This window comes from Micrococcus flavus (assembly GCF_014204815.1).
GTDB classification, from domain to species: domain Bacteria; phylum Actinomycetota; class Actinomycetes; order Actinomycetales; family Micrococcaceae; genus Micrococcus; species Micrococcus flavus.
The window spans coordinates 2,180,961-2,196,616 of record NZ_JACHMC010000001.1 but is presented as its reverse complement, the minus strand read 5'-3'; the positions used below and the strand labels follow the sequence as shown (position 1 = coordinate 2,196,616).

Annotated in this window: 17 protein-coding genes and 1 pseudogene; 7 read left to right on the top strand and 11 right to left on the bottom strand. The window is 73.6% G+C overall.

The window, feature by feature from the left end:
- Window positions 1-2: 2 nt before the first annotated feature.
- The gene (nadE, locus tag BJ976_RS10165; protein WP_135030169.1) at window positions 3-917 is read right to left on the bottom strand and encodes an NAD(+) synthase; all 915 of its coding nucleotides are present in this window, start codon (window positions 915-917) and stop codon (window positions 3-5) included.
- A 46-nt stretch (window positions 918-963) separates the two neighbouring features.
- On the bottom strand, window positions 964-1,404 hold the full coding sequence (locus BJ976_RS10160) for a MarR family winged helix-turn-helix transcriptional regulator (RefSeq protein WP_135030170.1): 441 nt from the start codon (window positions 1,402-1,404) through the stop codon (window positions 964-966).
- 66 nt (window positions 1,405-1,470) lie between these two features.
- Here BJ976_RS10160 and pyrE point away from each other — a divergent pair, with 66 nt between their 5' ends.
- Entirely contained in the window at window positions 1,471-2,055 is a 585-nt protein-coding gene (pyrE, locus tag BJ976_RS10155; RefSeq protein WP_135030171.1) for an orotate phosphoribosyltransferase, read from the top strand.
- Window positions 2,056-2,059: 4 nt separating this feature from the next.
- On the opposite strand, the gene BJ976_RS10150 is transcribed toward pyrE, so the two are convergent.
- Window positions 2,060-3,136 carry a magnesium and cobalt transport protein CorA gene (locus tag BJ976_RS10150; RefSeq protein WP_184231860.1) on the bottom strand — a complete coding sequence of 359 codons (1,077 nt, stop codon included), beginning with the start codon at window positions 3,134-3,136 and terminating at the stop codon, window positions 2,060-2,062.
- A gap of 75 nt (window positions 3,137-3,211) precedes the next feature.
- On the opposite strand from BJ976_RS10150, the gene BJ976_RS10145 reads away from it, so the two are divergent.
- The 5 genes and pseudogenes from BJ976_RS10145 to BJ976_RS10125 all read left to right on the top strand — a co-directional run.
- Complete coding sequence (locus BJ976_RS10145; RefSeq protein ID WP_135030172.1) at window positions 3,212-3,574, top strand: hypothetical protein; 363 nt, start codon at window positions 3,212-3,214, stop codon at window positions 3,572-3,574.
- Window positions 3,538-4,245 (top strand): TrmH family RNA methyltransferase, encoded by a 708-nt coding sequence (locus tag BJ976_RS10140; protein WP_135030223.1) that lies wholly within the window; start codon window positions 3,538-3,540, stop codon window positions 4,243-4,245. The genes BJ976_RS10145 and BJ976_RS10140 overlap by 37 nt, the downstream gene beginning before the upstream one ends.
- 119 nt (window positions 4,246-4,364) lie before the next feature.
- Window positions 4,365-5,171, top strand: a complete 807-nt coding sequence (locus BJ976_RS10135; RefSeq protein ID WP_135030173.1) for a hypothetical protein — start codon at window positions 4,365-4,367, stop codon at window positions 5,169-5,171.
- Window positions 5,172-5,196: 25 nt separating this feature from the next.
- Window positions 5,197-5,610 carry a hypothetical protein gene (locus BJ976_RS10130; protein ID WP_135030174.1) on the top strand — a complete coding sequence of 138 codons (414 nt, stop codon included), beginning with the start codon at window positions 5,197-5,199 and terminating at the stop codon, window positions 5,608-5,610.
- Between the two features lie 32 nt (window positions 5,611-5,642).
- Window positions 5,643-5,846 (top strand): annotated as a pseudogene (locus BJ976_RS10125) (TrmH family RNA methyltransferase); the annotation flags it as partial.
- 25 nt (window positions 5,847-5,871) lie between these two features.
- Here BJ976_RS10125 and BJ976_RS10120 read toward each other — a convergent pair.
- From BJ976_RS10120 to BJ976_RS10095, 7 genes are all read right to left on the bottom strand, one after another.
- Entirely contained in the window at window positions 5,872-6,897 is a 1,026-nt protein-coding gene (locus tag BJ976_RS10120; protein WP_135030175.1) for a methionine synthase, read from the bottom strand.
- Window positions 6,894-7,913 (bottom strand): putative oxygenase MesX, encoded by a 1,020-nt coding sequence (locus tag BJ976_RS10115; RefSeq protein ID WP_135030176.1) that lies wholly within the window; start codon window positions 7,911-7,913, stop codon window positions 6,894-6,896. Before BJ976_RS10115 ends, BJ976_RS10120 begins: the two co-directional genes overlap by 4 nt.
- Window positions 7,914-7,958: 45 nt before the next feature.
- Window positions 7,959-9,161 carry a cystathionine gamma-synthase gene (locus tag BJ976_RS10110; protein WP_135030177.1) on the bottom strand — a complete coding sequence of 401 codons (1,203 nt, stop codon included), beginning with the start codon at window positions 9,159-9,161 and terminating at the stop codon, window positions 7,959-7,961.
- A 1-nt stretch (window position 9,162) separates the two neighbouring features.
- Window positions 9,163-10,491, bottom strand: coding sequence for an O-acetylhomoserine aminocarboxypropyltransferase/cysteine synthase family protein (locus BJ976_RS10105; RefSeq protein ID WP_135030178.1), 1,329 nt, complete (start codon window positions 10,489-10,491; stop codon window positions 9,163-9,165).
- Between the two features lie 253 nt (window positions 10,492-10,744).
- Window positions 10,745-11,422, bottom strand: coding sequence for a lipase family protein (locus BJ976_RS12090; RefSeq protein ID WP_239286763.1), 678 nt, complete (start codon window positions 11,420-11,422; stop codon window positions 10,745-10,747).
- A complete protein-coding gene (locus BJ976_RS12085; RefSeq protein ID WP_229667462.1) occupies window positions 11,404-11,937 on the bottom strand; it encodes a hypothetical protein in 534 nt (177 codons plus the stop codon). The genes BJ976_RS12090 and BJ976_RS12085 overlap by 19 nt, the downstream gene beginning before the upstream one ends.
- 37 nt (window positions 11,938-11,974) lie before the next feature.
- Window positions 11,975-12,826 carry an SMP-30/gluconolactonase/LRE family protein gene (locus BJ976_RS10095; RefSeq protein ID WP_135030179.1) on the bottom strand — a complete coding sequence of 284 codons (852 nt, stop codon included), beginning with the start codon at window positions 12,824-12,826 and terminating at the stop codon, window positions 11,975-11,977.
- A gap of 221 nt (window positions 12,827-13,047) precedes the next feature.
- Between BJ976_RS10095 and fbaA the strand changes: the two genes are divergently transcribed.
- Window positions 13,048-14,070 (top strand): class II fructose-bisphosphate aldolase, encoded by a 1,023-nt coding sequence (fbaA, locus tag BJ976_RS10090; RefSeq protein ID WP_135030180.1) that lies wholly within the window; start codon window positions 13,048-13,050, stop codon window positions 14,068-14,070.
- Between the two features lie 121 nt (window positions 14,071-14,191).
- Here fbaA and BJ976_RS10085 read toward each other — a convergent pair whose 3' ends face one another.
- On the bottom strand, window positions 14,192-15,445 hold the full coding sequence (locus BJ976_RS10085) for a hypothetical protein (RefSeq protein WP_135030181.1): 1,254 nt from the start codon (window positions 15,443-15,445) through the stop codon (window positions 14,192-14,194).
- Window positions 15,446-15,656: the final 211 nt, after the last annotated feature.

Below are 15,656 nucleotides of genomic sequence, written 5' to 3'. Positions count from 1 at the left end.
CGTCACCGCCACCAGGTGTCGTGGATGGTCACCGGGGTGGTGCGCTTGTGCCGGGAGCGCAGCCAGATCCCCTCGAGCTTCTCCGCGACCGCCTCGGGGATCTGGCGGCCCTCCAGGTAGTCGTCGATGTGCTCGTAGGTCATGCCGAGCTCGTCCTCGTCCGTGCGGCCGGGGTTGCCGTCCAGCAGGTCGGCGGTGGGGAGCTTGTTCCACAGGGGCTCGGGGGCGCCCAGCTCCTCGGCCACGGCGCGGATCTGACGCTTGTCCAGCCCGAACAGGGGGAGCACGTCCGCGCCGCCGTCGCCGAACTTGGTGAAGAACCCGGTGACGGACTCGGCGCCGTGGTCCGTGCCGATCACCAGCTGCCCGTGCGCTCCGGCCAGCGCGTACTGCGCCACCATCCGCATGCGGGCCTTCACGTTGCCCTTGTTGTAGTCGGTGAGGGGCTCGCCGGCCGCCTCCGCGAAGGCCTCGGCCAGGCCGTCCACCCCGCCGGCGATGTTCAGGGTGCGCTCCTCGTCCGCGTCGATGAAGTCCATGGCCGCCTGCGCATCGGCCTCGTCCTGCTGCACCCGGTACGGCAGGCGCACCGCCGTGAACCGGGGGTTCTCGCGGGAGGGGGCGGGGGCGTGGGCTCCGGAGCCAGCCTCCCCGGGGACGGCGCCGGCCACGGGACCCCCGAGGGCGACGGCGTCCGTCACCCCGAGCTGCGCGCGGCGGCGCTCGACGGCGAGCTGGGCCAGGCGTCCGGCGGTGGTGGAGTCCACGCCGCCCGAGATGCCGAGCACGAACCCGGACGTGCCGGTGGCCTCGAGGTAGTCCACGAGGAATTGGACGCGGGCCTCGACCTCGGCGGCGGGGTCGATCCGGGGGCGCACGCCCATCTCGGCGATGATCTGCTGCTGGAGTTCACGCATGGCCCCAGCGTAGGGCCGGCCCCGCGGCCCGGGGAGGACCCGCCCCTCAGGCCTCCGGGTGCCCCAGGTTCCGCGCGATCGCCCGCAGGGTGGTCACGGTGATCTCGTAGTGCTCGGCGGGCAGGTCCGCGGTGGCGTCCCCGCGCAGGCGCGCCACGGCCTCGCCCACGCGCTCGCCGGCGGCCCGGCCCGTGGCGGTGAGCGTGAACAGCTCGCCCTCCACGGTCATCCAGCCGGCCTCCACGAGCTCCTCCAGCTGGTCGGCGACGGCGTCGCGCACCTCCGCCTCGAAGCCCGAGCGGATCTCCGCGGCGGACAGGGGCGAGGTGGTCAGGGCGTTGAGGACCTGCCACTGCGGGCGGGTCAGGCCGTGCTCCTCGAGATTCGCGCCGATCCGCGCCGCGAGCAGGCCCTCGGCCACCGTGAGCCAGTGGGACAGGGGCAGGCCGGAGGGGTGGGACGTGTGCTGCTGTGCCGGGTCCGTCATGGTCCGAGGCTAGCCCCGCGCTCCGCGCCCGGTCGAGGGGTGCGCCCGCCGCCGTAGCATGGGCGCATGACCGCACAGACCTCCTCCGCCTCCACGCCCGAGCGGGACCGCGAGCGCCTCCGCGAGCTCATCCGGGAGCTGGCCGTGGTGCACGGCCGCGTCACCCTGTCCTCCGGCAAGGAGGCCGACTACTACGTGGACCTGCGCCGTGTGACCCTCCACCACGAGGCCGCCCCGCTGATCGGCCGCGTCATGCTGCGCCTGCTCGAGGACAACGGGATCGGGTTCGAGACCATGGGCGGGCTCACCATGGGTGCGGACCCCGTGGCCACCGCGATGATGCACCAGGCCGGCGCGCAGGGCCGTGCGCTCGACGCGTTCGTGGTGCGCAAGGCGCAGAAGTCCTACGGCATGGGCCGCCAGGTCGAGGGCCCGGGGGTCGACGGGCGCCGCGTCGTCGTCCTGGAGGACACCTCCACCACGGGCGGCTCCGCGTTGACGGCCGTGGAGGGCGTGCGGAAGGCCGGCGGCGACGTCCAGGCCGTGGCTGTGATCGTGGACCGCGCCACCGGCGCCGCCGAGCGCGTGGCCGAGGAGGCCGGCGTCCCCTACCTGTACGCGTTCGGCAAGGACGAGCTCGGGCTCGACTGACCGCTCAGAGCCAGTCCGCCCGCTTGAACAGCGTGTAGAGCACCAGGGCGACGGCCAGCATGAGCCCGAGGGCCATGGGGTAGCCGAACGCCCAGTGCAGCTCCGGCATGCGCTCGAAATTCATGCCGTAGATCGAGCCGATCAGCTGCGGGGCGAAGATGATGGCCGCCCAGGAGGAGATCTTCTTCACCTGGTCGTTCTGCTCGATCGACTGCTCCGCCAGGCGCTTGGAGGCCAGGGTGGAGTCCAGCTCGAGGGCGTTCTCCAGCATGGTGCGCATGGTGGTGACGCGGTCGGTGATCTGGACGGCGTGATCGTGGATGTCGCGCAGGGCGCGCAGGCTCTCCACGAGCTCCTCCCGCTCCTGCACATCCTCCGGCTCCGGCTCGGGGACGTCCTCGCCCACGGCGTGGGACCCGTTGGAGGCCTCGCTGAGCCGGTCGCGGGCGGCCTCCTGCAGCTGCTCGACCATGCGCGGCAGCGGCCGGGTGGCGCGCTCGAAGCCGATCACCTCGCGGGAGAGCTCGTAGATGCGGCGGGAGACGGAGGAGTCCCCGGAGAAGATCTGGTCCTCGATCTCGCGGATGTCCTGTTCGAGGCCCTCCGCCACGGGGAAGTAGTCGTCCACCACGCGGTCCAGGATCTCGAAGGCCACCTGGGCCGGCCCCTGGGCCAGGCGGTCGGGGTGCCTCTGCTCCAGGCGGGTGCGGATGGCGGCCAGGTCCGGCTCCTCGGCGTGGCGCACCGTGACCACGTAGTCCTCGCCGGTGAACACGTCCAGCTCGCCGAACTCCACGGTCTCGGTGGCGTCGATGTACCGGGCCGGGTGCAGCACCATGAACCAGTCGTCCCCGTAGCGCTCGAGCTTGGCGCGCTGACCGGGGGTGAGGGCGTCCTCGACGGCGAGGGGGTGCAGCGGCAGCTCGTCCGCCACCTCCTGGAGCTCGTCCGGGTGGGGGCGGTACAGGCCCAGCCAGGCCATCCCGCCGGTGCGCTCGATGGCGTCCCAGGTCTCGGAGAGGCTGGTGGGGGCGTAGACGCGACGGCCGGCCACGTACACGGCGTTGTCGATCAGGGTCACGCCGGACATTCTGCCCCGCGGTGACACCGTCGACCGACGCGGACATCTCCCAGCATCCCGCCGTAGCGTGGAGGCATGAACACGAACTCGAGCACGCCCGTCCGCGACGGCAAGACCCTCCTGCCCGCCGAGGCCGTCACCACCGCCCCGATCGCCGCCCTCGGCCTGGTCGGCGGCTACCTCACCGCCCGCGAGACCGGCATCCGCCCGCTCGGCGGCGTCGTCCTCGGCGCGGCCGGCCTGTACGCGGGCCGCACGTGGCTGGCCAAGGGCGGCCCCGGCGTCGCCGGCGCCCTCGGCGCCCTGTACCTGGGCGGCTTCGGCGCCTCCCACCCGCTGGCCAAGAAGATCGGCGCGTGGCCGGCGGTCCTGTCCGTCGCCGCCGCCTCCGCGGGCGCGTCCTGGGCCGCCGTCGACACCAAGGACGGCCGCCGCTGAGCGAGCCCGCCGCCGGCCCCCACGACGACGCCGCCCCGCCCTCCGAGGGCGGGGCGGCCGGGCGCGTGGTCGGGGTGGGGCCGTGGGAGGGCCCGTGGCCGCGGGACGACCGGTACGACCCGGACCTGCTGCGCGACGGCGACCGCCGCAACGTGGCCGACCGGTACCGGTACTGGTCGCTCGAGGCGATCGTCGCGGACCTGGACCGCACGCGGCACCCGTTCCACGTGGCCATCGAGAACTGGCAGCACGACCTGAACATCGGCACCGTCGTGCGCACCGCCAACGCGTTCAACGCCGCCGGGGTGCACATCATCGGGCGGCGGCGCTGGAACCGGCGCGGGGCCATGGTCACCGACCGCTACCTGCACGTGCGCCATCACGAGGCGGTGGAGGACTTCACCGCGTGGGCGGCGGAGGCGGGGCTGCCCGTGCTCGGCGTGGATCTGTTCCCCGAGTCCGTGCCGGTGGAGACGTTCGCCTTCCCACGCGCGTGCGTGCTCGTGTTCGGCCAGGAGGGCCCGGGCCTGTCCGAGGAGGTCCGCGCCGCGAGCCAGGCCGTGCTGTCCATCGCCCAGTACGGCTCCACGCGCTCGATCAACGCCGGGGTGGCCGCCGGGATCGCGATGCACGCCTGGGTCCGCCAGCACGCCGCTCAGACAGGTCATTGACGGTCACGCCTTCCAAGCGTAGCTTCCACTCATTGTCTCGTCGCGGGCGCGGGGCAGCTCGGAGTGGGGAAGAAATGCAGACGAGAAAATCGGTGGCAGGATGGGTTGCGGGAGTCCTGGTGACTCTCTGGCTGGCGCCTTCAGCGGGGGCCATTTCCATTTCACGTGGATACGATGCGGTACTGGAAGACGTCTCTGGCGGGGCGGCCGAGGACGCTCTGTTCATCTATCCAGTCCATGAGGTCATTCCTTCCGGTGAGGGACTGAGGATTCTCTTCAGGGCCCCACACGGATGCTCTCCTGCCACGGGATCGGCGTTCACCTGTGAGGAAGGCTCCCGAGAATTCCGCCCGGTCCTGAACGACGTCTCCCGGGAGGCGGTGTCCTACTCTGTCGAGGTCACCCATGAAGGAGTGATCGTCACGGCCCCTGACGTCGATGGGAAAGTGCTGGTCGGCGGAGTGGTGGGCGAAGGTGCCTCCCATGTCCAGGCTGCCGCGTTGGACAACCTCAGCGCGAAAGAGTCTGCGGGCCTGGTCGAGAAGGCTGTAGACGAGTCCTCACGTGTGGCGCTGGCGGGGCCTGTCACGGTGCCGCGCGGCTACACCCACTGTCCATATATCGGGTGTCGCGACCGAACCCTCCACGATTATTTCTCGTATTCACCCGACTCGTGGGGAAGGGCCGATTTCCGCGGCCCCTGCGCCTACCATGACACGGATATCGAGAGAATCAGGGCGCTCAGCAGAACCTTGGACGCGAAGCGGTCGGCGCGCAGGTCTGCAGATGCCATTCTGATCACGCGAATGCAATACAATTGCCGCTGGTACTATGCCGGGGATGCTGCAGTCACTCCCTGCTCCGAGTTCGCCTTGATATACAAGGCTGCCATCGCCTACAAGACGGACACGTGGAATGGTCGCTGATTCCACTCGGGTGCTGCGTCGGCTCATGTCATCCCGCCCATGGCAGATGGTGGGCCTGATGGCCACCGTGCTGCTCGTGGCGCTGCCGCTGGCCGTGGACGCCGGTCTGGTGCCGCGCCGAGCTCTGGAAAGGGCCTGGAACGACCACGTGCTGGCCCTTGACGTCACCGTGGCGGTGGCGGCTGTGGTGGCTCCGTCGCTCAGTCTGACCTGGGCTCGCCGGTCTGTGATCGTGGCCTCCGTCCTGGTGGTCCTCACTCTCGTCGCCGTCGGGCGTCTGGTGGCCGTCGTCGCAGGTCACGCAGCCTCCGGAGACATCGGCCTGGCGCTCGTGGTCTTGGCGGCGGACGTGGCTCTGGGGGTGCTGTCGGTGGTGCTTCTGCTGGCCGCGGCAGGGCACCTCGCCGCCTCACGGTGGGAGGGTCTTCCGCGGGGGTGAGAGTCTTGGCCCGGACGATGGCGACCTCGTTCGAGACCACCGAACCTCCGAGCTCCTGCGTGCTCGTGTTCGGCCAGGAGGGCCCGGGCCTGTCCGAGGAGGTCCGCGCCGCGAGCCAGGCCGTGCTGTCCATCGCCCAGTACGGCTCCACGCGCTCGATCAACGCCGGGGTGGCCGCCGGGATCGCGATGCACGCCTGGGTCCGCCAGCACGGGGGCCCGACGCCGACCGCGTGAGCCGGCGCCGGGCCCGGGACCGGCCTCAGGCCAGTTCCTCCCGCACGATCCGCGCGCCCTGCACCAGCGCCTCGGTCTTGGCGCGGGCCAGCGCGCGCGGCAGCGGCGCCATGCCGCAGTTCGTGCTCGCCACCAGCCGGTCCGGGTCCACGTGCTCGAGGGCCTCGCGCAGCGTGGCCGCCACCTCCTGCGGCGTCTCCACCGTCCGGGAGGCCACGTCGATCGCCCCGACCATCACGGTCTTGCCGCGCAGCAGGCCGATCAGCTCGGCGGGCACGCGCGAGTTGTGCCGCTCGAGGGAGACCATGTCGATCGAGGAGCGCTGGAGCAGCGGGAACACGTCCTCGTACTGCCGCCACTCCTCGCCCAGCGTCGCCTTCCACGCGGTGTTGGCCTCGATGCCGTAGCCGTAGCAGATGTGCACGGCCGTCGTGCAGCCCAGCCCCTCGGCGGCGCGCTCGAGGGCGGCCACGCCCCAGGCCCGGACGTCGTCGGCGAACACGTTGAACGCCGGCTCGTCGAACTGGATCACGTCCACGCCCGCAGCCTCGAGCTCACGGGCCTCCGCGTTGAGGATCGCGGCGAACTCCCAGGCCAGCTCCTCGCGGCTGCCGTAGTGGCGGTCGGCCAGCGTGTCGATCATGGTCATCGGGCCGGGCAGGGTCCACTTCACGGGCCGGTCGGTGAGGCCGCGCAGGACCTTCGCGTCCTCGACGAACACGGGCCGCTCGCGGTGCACGGCGTCGACGACGGTGGGCACATCCGCGTCGTAGCGGTCGCGGATGCGCACCGTCTCGCGGCGCTCGAAGTCGACGCCCCCGAGGTGCTCGATGAACGTGGTGACGAAGTGGCGGCGGGTCTGCTCGCCGTCGCACACGAGGTCCACGCCGGCCCGCAGCTGGTCCGCCACGGCCAGGGCGAGGGCGTCGTGCCGCCCCTCCTGCAGCTCGTCCCCGCTGAGCTTCCAGGGCGCCCACAGGGACTCCTCCTGGGCGAGCCAGGAGGGCTTGGGCAGGCTGCCGACGAGGGTGGTGGGCAGGAGCGTGGTCATCGGGTGTCCTCTCGATCGGTCGATGGCGCGGCCGCGGCCCACTGCCGCAGCAGGTCCGCGTGGGGGGTCATCAGGTGCTCCTCGGCGTACCGGCCTTGCTCACGGGCCAGGTCCGTGCGCTCCACGCGGTCGTAGGAGATCGGGGGGACCGTGTGGTCCGGGTTCTCCAGGCTCGGGCGGAACGTGGCCCCGGCGGGCGTGGTGGCGTGGTAGATCTCCGGCCGGTAGATCCGCTGGAACGTCTCCATCGTGGCGATCAGGCTGGCCAGCGCGACGTCGGTGTGCCGGGTCTCCAGGTCGCCGGAGTGGTACAGGGAGAGCGGGGCGACGGCGCCGTCCGGCATGAAGTGCCGCACGGACAGCCCCATCCGGGCGAAGTAGTCGTCGGTGCGGGAGGGGGCGTCCTGGTGGTACTCGACCCCCAGGACGGGGTGGCGGTGCGTGCCCCGGGTGTAGGTGCGGCTGGTGGAGACGCTGAGGCAGATCACCGGGTCCGTGGTGAAGCGGGAGCGGTACGCCTCGGACTCCAGGAGGCGCCGGAACAGCGCGCCGTGGAGCTCGCCGAACCCGTCCGGGACATCGCCCGGCGCGCCGCTGGCCGTGTGCCGGGGCAGGAGCACGCTGAAGTCGTGGTCGCGCAGGTAGGAGGAGAAGTTGTGGCCCACGACCCCCTCCACGTTCGAGCCGGTGACGGCGTCGTGGACCCGGGAGGCGAGCATCTCGAACATCGGGAACCGCACGTCCTCGCCGTCGGCCGTGAAGCACAGGTCCGCGGAGACGATCTCCAGCGTCACCCGGTGCCGGTCCGAGGGCGGGGCGTCCCCGCGGGTCAGCTCGTCGAAGCGGCGGTCGATCATCGCGAGCACGGCCCGCAGGTTCTCCTCGCGGTCCTCCCCGCGGGCGAGGTTGGCGAAGTTCGTGGTGCTGCGGGAGGTGGCCGAGGGGCGGTAGCGCTCGTCGAAGGGGGTCGTGGTGATCTCGAACGCGACGGCGTCCGGGACGGGGGTCCGGGTCATGGGGTCCTCATCGGGGGAGGGGGGCAGGGGCAGGGGGGCGAGGCGTCAGCGACGCGCGGCGCGCTCGAGCGCGGCCGCCAGGTCCGCCTCGAGGTCGGCGACGTCCTCGATGCCGACGGAGAGGCGGACCAGGTCGCGGGGGACCGCCAGGGGCGTGCCCCGCACGGAGGCGTGGGTCATCTCGCACGAGTGGCAGATCAGGGACTCGACGCCGCCGAGGCTGACGGACAGCGCGAACAGCTCGGTGGCCTCCGCGAAGGCGCGCGCCGCCGGCTCGCCGCCGGCCAGCCGCACGGAGACGACGCCGCCGAAGCCGTCCATCTGCCGGGCCGCCAGCGCGTGGCCCGGGTGGTCGGGCAGCCCCGGGTAGAGCACCCGGGCGATCTCGGGCCGTCCCTGGAGCCACTCGGCCAGCCGGGCGGCGTTCGCCTGGTGCCGGTCCATGCGCAGGCTCAGGGTCTTGAGCCCGCGGGCCGCCAGGTAGGAGTCCTGCGGTCCGGCCACGGCGCCCGCGGCGAACTGCTGGTGGCCCACGGACTCCTCCAGCGGGACGCCGCGGTGCCCCCGGTCGGCCACCACCACCGCGCCGCCGAGCACGTCCGAGTGCCCGCCGATGTACTTGGTGGTGGAGTGCACCACCGCGTCCGCCCCCAGGGCCAGGGGCCGCTGCAGGTACGGCGAGGCGAACGTGTTGTCCACCACCAGCAGCGCCCCGGCGGCGTGGGCGATCTCCGCCCAGGCCGTGAGGTCCGCGATGTTCAGCAGCGGGTTGGACGGCGTCTCCACCCACAGGACCGCCGTGACGCCGGGGCGCACCGCGGCCGCGATCGCCGCCGGGTCGGTGATGTCCACGGGGGTGTTCTCCACGCCCCACGCGCCGAACACCGTGTTCACCAGGCGGTTCGTGCCGCCGTAGCCGTCCGCGCCGAGCACGATGTGGTCCCCCGGGCGCAGCACGGCCCGCAGCAGCGCGTCCTCCGCCGCGAGCCCGGAGGCGAACGCGAAGGCGCGGTGCCCGCCCTCCAGGGCCGCCAGCTGCGTCTCGAGGCCGGTGCGGGTGGGGTTGGACCCGCGGCTGTACTCGTGACCGGCACGCAGGACGTTCACGCCGTCCTGCACGAACGTGCTGGTCTGGTAGATCGGCGGCACCACCGCCCCCGTGAGGGGGTCCGGCTCCTGGCCGGCGTGCACCGCGGTCGTGGTGAAGCCGCGGGCGCGCGGCGGGGCGACGACGTCGGGCGCGGCCATCTCAGCGCACCGCCCCGGCCGCCGCGACGGGCGCGGCGGAGGCGGCCACGGGGCCGGCCGCCACGGCGAGGGCCCGGTCCAGGTCGGCGATCAGGTCCGCCGGGTCCTCGAGCCCCACGGAGAGGCGGATCGTGGTCTCGGCGATGCCCGCCGCCACGCGCTGCTCCGGGCTCAGCCGACAGTGGGTCATGGTGGCCGGGTGACACGCCAGCGAGCGCGCGTCGCCCACATTGGCCACGAGCTGGAACAGGGCGAGGGCGTCGAGGAACGGCCCCACAGCGCCCGGGCCGGCGGCCAGGTCGAACGAGAACACGGACCCCGTGCCGTGGGGGAAGTCGCGGGCGGCGAGGCCGGCGCTCGGGTGCCCCGGCAGCCCCGGGTGGTGCACGCGTGCCACGGCGGGGTGCGCGGCGAGGTGCTCGGCCACCGTCAGCGCGGACGCGGTGTGCCGGGCCATGCGCAGCTGGAGCGTCTCCAGTCCCTGGAGGAAGTGCGCCGCGCTGGCGGGGGCCAGGGACGGGCCCAGATCGTGCAGGAACCGGGCGCGCACCAGGGCGAGGTAGGCCGAGCGCCCGTGGCGCTCCACCAGGGACCGCCCTCCGAAGCGGGCCTGGGGCCACGCCAGCCGGGGCCACCGCTCGGGGTCCGCCCCGAAGTCGAACGTGCCGCCGTCCACGATCGCTCCCCCGAGCGCCGCGCCGTGCCCTCCCAGGAACTTCGTGGCCGAGTGGACCACCACGTCCGCGCCGTGCTCGAGCGGCCGGTACAGGGCCGGGGTGGCGAGGGTCGCGTCCACCACCACGGGGACGCCGGCGGCGTGGGCCGCGTCCGCCAGCGCCGGCAGGTCGGGCAGGGTCGCCAGCGGGTTCGTGACGGCCTCCAGGAAGAAGGCGCGGGTCTCCGGTCGGACGGCCGCGGTCCAGGCGCCGGGGTCCGCGGGGTCGACGGACGTCACCGCGATCCCCAGGTCCCCGAACGTGTCCGTCAGCAGGTCCACCGTCCCGCCGTAGAGCTGGCTGGAGGCCACCAGGTGCGTCCCGGCGGGGAGCAGGGCCAGCAGCGCCAGCGCCACCGCGGACTGCCCGCTGGCCGTCCCGACGGCGCCGACGCCGCCCTCCAGGGCCGCGAGGCGGGCCTCGAACGCGGCCACGGTGGGGTTGCCCGTCCGGCTGTAGGTGAACCCGGGCGCCTCCTGGCGGAAGAGGGCCACGGCGGTGGCGTGGTCCGGGAACCGGTAGGCGGTGCTCTGGTGGACGGGCACGGCCACCGGGTGGTGGGGTCCCTCCGGCGCGTAGCCCGCGTGGATCTGCTGGGTGGCAGGGTGATGCATGCGCTCCTCCATCGGTCCTGGCGGGAGCACCGTTCCCGTCCCCTCGCTCAGGCGAGGGGGCGGGGGGTTGCCGCGGCGTCGTGGAGCCAGGTCTCTCGGCCGCTCGGGATGGTGTGGTGGGACCATCTGACGCGGCGGGGACCGGAGGAGTCCACTCCGGGGAGCGGGGGAGCGTCACACGGGCCGGTCCGCCGACACGCGGGGCCAGCCGCGCCCCCGGAGCGCGGCGGCGGCGCCTGCGCGATGCCGTGCGTCAGAACCAGCCGCAGGAGTCCGGCGTCCAGCGGTCCTGCAGCACGGCGTCCAGGAAGGACTGCGCCCGCGGCTGCGCCGCCAGGTAGCCGCCCACGTGGGTGGGGGTGAACACCGGGTCGAACCGCACCCGCGCGCCCTGGGCGCACCACCGCAGGCCCAGGCCCCGGCCCACGGAGTAGGGGATGACGTCGTCGGTCAGGGAGTGCGCGATCATCACCGGCATCTCGGGCACATGGCCCGGCTGCCCCAGGCGCTGCTCGGCCAGGATCCCCGCCAGGGTCGGGTCGGTCCGCACCAGCTGCGGGAAGCTCAGCCCGCTCGAGGTGATCGTGGCCGAGTCCAGCCCGGCGAACTGGCCGGCGTCGGTGGTGCAGCTGACCTCGGCGCGGTCCAGCACGTCCTCGCCGGCGGCGTTGAGGTAGGCGGCCGGGTCGACGTCGTAGGCCGCGAGCTGCCCGCCCATCGCGTAGAGCAGGAAGCCGGCGTTGGGGCTGGCCTCCAGCGAGTCGGCGACCGGCACCAGGTCCGCGGGCGGGGCGCCGGCGTAGGCGCCCTTCACGTCCAGCTCGGGGGCGTAGTCGTCCGCGAGCTCGGCCGCGGCCGCCGAGGCGCCGCCGCCCTGCGAGTACCCGGCCAGGGCGACGGGCGAGGTCGCCGTCACGTCGGCGCCCGCCACGTGCCGGGCCGCTCGCCCGCGCCGGTCCACGCAGCGGTGGGGGTCAGCACCGTGCCGGTGACGGCGATGGGCTCGCCCTGGGCGTCCTGCGAGGAGTACATGATGCGGGTCGCGCTCGCGGGGACCTGCACGAGGGCCACCGGATCCAGGTAGAAGGCGGAGGGCTCCTGGCGGATCAGCGTGCCGGGCGTGGCGGGGATGCGCGCCGGAGGGGCGTAGAAGTCATCCGCCGCGGCCGCGCGCGCGTTCTCCGTCAGGGCCTCCTCGCGGGCGTCCTGCTCGGCGGGCGTGGGCGCCTCGGCCAGCTCGTCCAGGGTGGCCTGCACCTCCGGGTCGGAGGGGGCCGGCGGCGCGGCCTCCACCGCGGTCGCCCCCGGGGCGAGCAGGGCCGGCAGCAGCGCGGCCGCACTCACGACGGCGGCGGCCAGGGTGCGAGGGCGGGTGCGGGAGTGCGGTGCGGCGAGGGGCATGGGGTCCTCCGGCAGGTGAGCGGGGCGGTGCAGTGTGATCTGCATCACTGGCTGACGTGAGCGTACCCCGCCCCGCCCCGCCTCAGCCGGCGAAGGGCAGCGCCGGCAGGCCGGTCACGCCCGGTCGCACCGCGAACAGCGACCCGGCCAGCGGGTCCTGGCCGCGCTCCATGTTCTCCCAGCTGGTGGTGATGTAGAGGGTGCCGAGGTCGTCGCCGCCGAACGTGCACGCCGTCGTCTTCTGCACCGGCACCTCGACCACCTCGTCCAGCCGCCCCTCCGGCGTGTAGCGGTGGATCTGCCCGTGGCTGATCACGGCCACCCAGATCCCACCCTCGGCGTCCACGCAGAGCCCGTCCGGCTTGCCCTCGCCGTCCAGGACGTCCACGAGCACGCGGCGGCGGGTCAGGGCCTCCTCGCGGGAGTAGTCGAACACGGCTACCTGCCGGGTCGGGGTGTCGTTGTAGTAGGCCCGCGAGCCGTCCGGGCTCCACGCCAGGCCGTTGGACGTGGTCACGCCCTCCAGCACCGTGTCCACCTCGCCGGAGGGGTCCAGGCGGTGCAGCATCGCGGCCCCGGGCGTCTTGCTGTAGGCCATGGAGCCGGCGTAGAAGCGGCCGTCCGGGTCGCACCCGCCCTCGTTCATGCGCAGGTCCGGGTCCTCCCAGACCGGGGGCAGCCGGTGCAGGGTGCCGTCCGCGTCCTCGAGCACGAACCCGCGCTCCACCGCGATCACCGCCCCGCCCCCGACGCGCGGGCGCAGCACCGCGCACACGCGCTCGTCCACGGAGGTGCGGTCCACGGTGCCGTCGGCGCGCAGGGACAGGTAGTCCCCGGCCAGCATGTCCACCCAGCGCAGCCCGCCCCAGGACTCGGCCCACACGGGGCCCTCCCCGTGGTAGCAGAGGGGATCGGTGACCTGCTCGGCGCGCATGGCGGGCTCCTTCGGGTGGGGGTCGGACGGTGCCGACGGCGTCGGCGCCCCCAGCATCCCAGCCCCGCCCCCGGAGCGCACGGGCCGGCGTCGGCGGGCCCGGGCCACGCAGGGGGCCGAGGGCTACGATGAGGACAGCACGGCGGCGCTGCTGTGCGCGTGTGCAGTGTGCCGCCCGACCGCTGGAGAAACCCGTCGCCTCACGAGTGAAGGAGCACACCATGCCCATCGCCACCCCGGACAAGTACGCGGAGATGATCGACTCGGCCAAGGACGGCGGCTACGCCTACCCGGCCATCAACGTCACCTCGTCGCAGACCCTCAACGCCGCCATCCGCGGCTTCGCCGAGGCGGAGTCGGACGGCATCATCCAGGTCTCCACCGGCGGCGCCGCCTACTTCTCCGGCCCCGCGAAGAAGGACATGGTGGTCGGCTCCCTGGCCATGGCCGCGTTCGCCCGCGAGGTCGCCAAGCAGTACGACGTGAACATCGCCCTGCACACGGACCACTGCCCCAAGGACAAGCTGGACGACTTCGTCCGCCCGCTGCTGGACGCCTCCGAGGCCGAGGTGAAGGCCGGCCGCGACCCGATCTTCAACTCCCACATGTGGGACGGCTCCGCCGAGACCCTTGAGGAGAACCTGCGGATCGCGAAGGAGCTCCTGGCCCGCACCCACGCGAACAGGCAGCTGCTTGAGATCGAGATCGGCGTGGTCGGCGGCGAGGAGGACGGCGTCGCGCACGAGATCAACGAGAAGCTGTACACCACCATCGAGGACGGCATCGCCACCGTGGAGGCGCTCGGCACCTCCGAGCAGGGCCGCTACCTGACCGCGCTGACGTTCGGCAACGTGCACGGCGTGTACAAGCCGGGCGGCGTGAAGCTGCGTCCGGAGATCCTCCAGGAGATCCAGGAGGCCGTGGGCGAGAGGTTCGGCAAGAAGCGTCCGTTCGACCTCGTGTTCCACGGCGGCTCCGGCTCCTCCGAGCAGGAGATCGCCGACGCGGTGGGCTTCGGCGTCGTGAAGATGAACGTGGACACGGACACCCAGTACGCGTACACCCGCCCCGTGGCGGCGCACATGTTCCAGAACTACGACGGCGTCCTCAAGGTGGACGGCGAGGTCGGTGACAAGAAGCTGTACGACCCGCGCGTGTGGGGCGCCAAGGCCGAGGAGTCCATGGCCGCCCGCGTGGCCCTGGCCGCCCAGAACCTCGGCTCCGCAGGCAAGTCCGTCCGGTGATCCGCCGCGGCTGATCCGCACCGACGACGGCGGCCGGTCGCCTCCCTCCAGGAGGCGGCCGGCCGTCGTCGTGCGCGGGAGGACCCGGTGCCGGACCGGGCAGGCCCGGGTGCCGGCGTCGTCAGTCCCGCGTCGGGGAGGGGGAGGGCGCCGGGGAGCTCGACGCCGGCGCGGCGCCGTCCGGGTCGGCGTCCCGGCCCTCCGAGGGGGAGGCCGAGGCGGCGCTCGCGGAGGCGGCGGCCGAGGCCGCCGCGGCGGACTCGGCGGCCTCGCGCGCGGCGCCCACGAACGGGCGCGGGGGCTGGCCCGGGGCCACCGGCTCCGGGGCGCCCTCGGGGCGCTCGATGGTGGACTGGTCGGAGAGCATCTCCTCGGGCACCAGGCCCGGGGGGATCCGGAGGGCCTCCTGCAGGGTCTCCTCGTCCATCTGCGCGTTCAGGAAGTACGGGGACGCGATGGAGATGACCTCCTGGAAGGCGGCCGGGTCCTTCAGCACGGTGTCCGCGAGGTGGTCACGGGCCTGGGTGACCACGGTGGTGCTGTTGGCCACCGGGGAGTTCTCCACCTGGGTCAGGCCCTCGTTCTGGGGGCCGTAGCCCTCCATGGAGCCGAAGGTGACGGACACCAGCTGCGTGCCGTCCTCGGTGCAGGCCCAGCCCGTGCGCTGCGGCAGCAGGGGGGCGCCGTCCGAGCCGCCCACCATGCCCGGACGCAGGAGGGCGAGCAGGCCCTTGCCCGTGGCGGGATCGAAGGAGTACTCGTCCGCGCGCACGGCGGGCTCCTCCTGACACCAGTCCAGGCGGGAGCCGTCGATGTTGTGCTGGTAGTGCACCATCACCAGCGGAGCGCCCTCGCCGCGGGAGGACGAGCCCTGGTACTGGCAGGTGAGGAACTCGTGGGTCTCGTCCCGGGAGGCGAACAGCTGGACGATGGCGATGTGGTTGGCCACGGGGATGTGCGTGGCCACGGCGTCCAGCGTGGCCTGGTCCAGGACGTCCTGGGTGCAGTCCATGACGGCCACCGAGTCGTTGCGGCTCGAGGCCACGTTCTGCCATCCCTGGCTCGCGGCGCCCGCGCTCACCCCGGGGCCCACGGTCTCCAGGGCCTCTCGGGGCTGGGGGCGTTCGGTGCCCTCGGCGCGCTCCGAGGCGCGTGCCTCGCGGATCTGGGCGGCCGCCTGCGAGGCGGGGCTCTCGGGATCGCCGGTGGCCGTGGCCGCCACGCCGGGCGTCGAGGGACCGGCCGCCGGGGTGGGCGCGGCCGAGGAGGAGGGCGTGCTCTCGCCTGCGCCGCCGCAGCCGGTCAGCGCGAGGGCCAGGGCGACGGCGCCGAGGACCGGGGCGGTGCGACGACGCGCGGGCACGGGGTGGGACATGCGGAGACTCCTTCGGATCGCGTCCTCGCCCGGGTGCGAGGCCTCCGGCCTCCGGACGGAGGCGGGCACCACGGTACCGGACGTGCCTGGGGGCGCCCCGGCCCGGCCCCGGACGGCTCGCTAGACTCGGGCGCGAACCCCGCCGGCCGCGCGTCGGCGTCCCCCCCCCCCCCCCCCCCCCCCCCCCCCCCCACGTCCCGCCCGCGCGGGG

Excerpts from the sequence above, each read along its gene's own strand:
- BJ976_RS10105 (WP_135030178.1), bottom strand. The coding sequence starts at position 10,491 with ATGCATCACCCTGCCACCCAGCAGATCCACGCGGGCTACGCGCCGGAG.
- BJ976_RS10120 (WP_135030175.1), bottom strand. The coding sequence starts at position 6,897 with ATGACCACGCTCCTGCCCACCACCCTCGTCGGCAGCCTGCCCAAGCCC.
- BJ976_RS10130 (WP_135030174.1), top strand. The coding sequence starts at position 5,197 with ATGTCATCCCGCCCATGGCAGATGGTGGGCCTGATGGCCACCGTGCTG.
- pyrE (WP_135030171.1), top strand. The coding sequence starts at position 1,471 with ATGACCGCACAGACCTCCTCCGCCTCCACGCCCGAGCGGGACCGCGAG.
- BJ976_RS12085 (WP_229667462.1), bottom strand. The coding sequence starts at position 11,937 with ATGCAGATCACACTGCACCGCCCCGCTCACCTGCCGGAGGACCCCATG.
- BJ976_RS10160 (WP_135030170.1), bottom strand. The coding sequence starts at position 1,404 with ATGACGGACCCGGCACAGCAGCACACGTCCCACCCCTCCGGCCTGCCC.
- BJ976_RS10085 (WP_135030181.1), bottom strand. The coding sequence starts at position 15,445 with ATGTCCCACCCCGTGCCCGCGCGTCGTCGCACCGCCCCGGTCCTCGGC.
- nadE (WP_135030169.1), bottom strand. The coding sequence starts at position 917 with ATGCGTGAACTCCAGCAGCAGATCATCGCCGAGATGGGCGTGCGCCCC.
- BJ976_RS10110 (WP_135030177.1), bottom strand. The coding sequence starts at position 9,161 with ATGGCCGCGCCCGACGTCGTCGCCCCGCCGCGCGCCCGCGGCTTCACC.
- BJ976_RS10145 (WP_135030172.1), top strand. The coding sequence starts at position 3,212 with ATGAACACGAACTCGAGCACGCCCGTCCGCGACGGCAAGACCCTCCTG.
- BJ976_RS10095 (WP_135030179.1), bottom strand. The coding sequence starts at position 12,826 with ATGCGCGCCGAGCAGGTCACCGATCCCCTCTGCTACCACGGGGAGGGC.
- fbaA (WP_135030180.1), top strand. The coding sequence starts at position 13,048 with ATGCCCATCGCCACCCCGGACAAGTACGCGGAGATGATCGACTCGGCC.
- BJ976_RS10115 (WP_135030176.1), bottom strand. The coding sequence starts at position 7,913 with ATGACCCGGACCCCCGTCCCGGACGCCGTCGCGTTCGAGATCACCACG.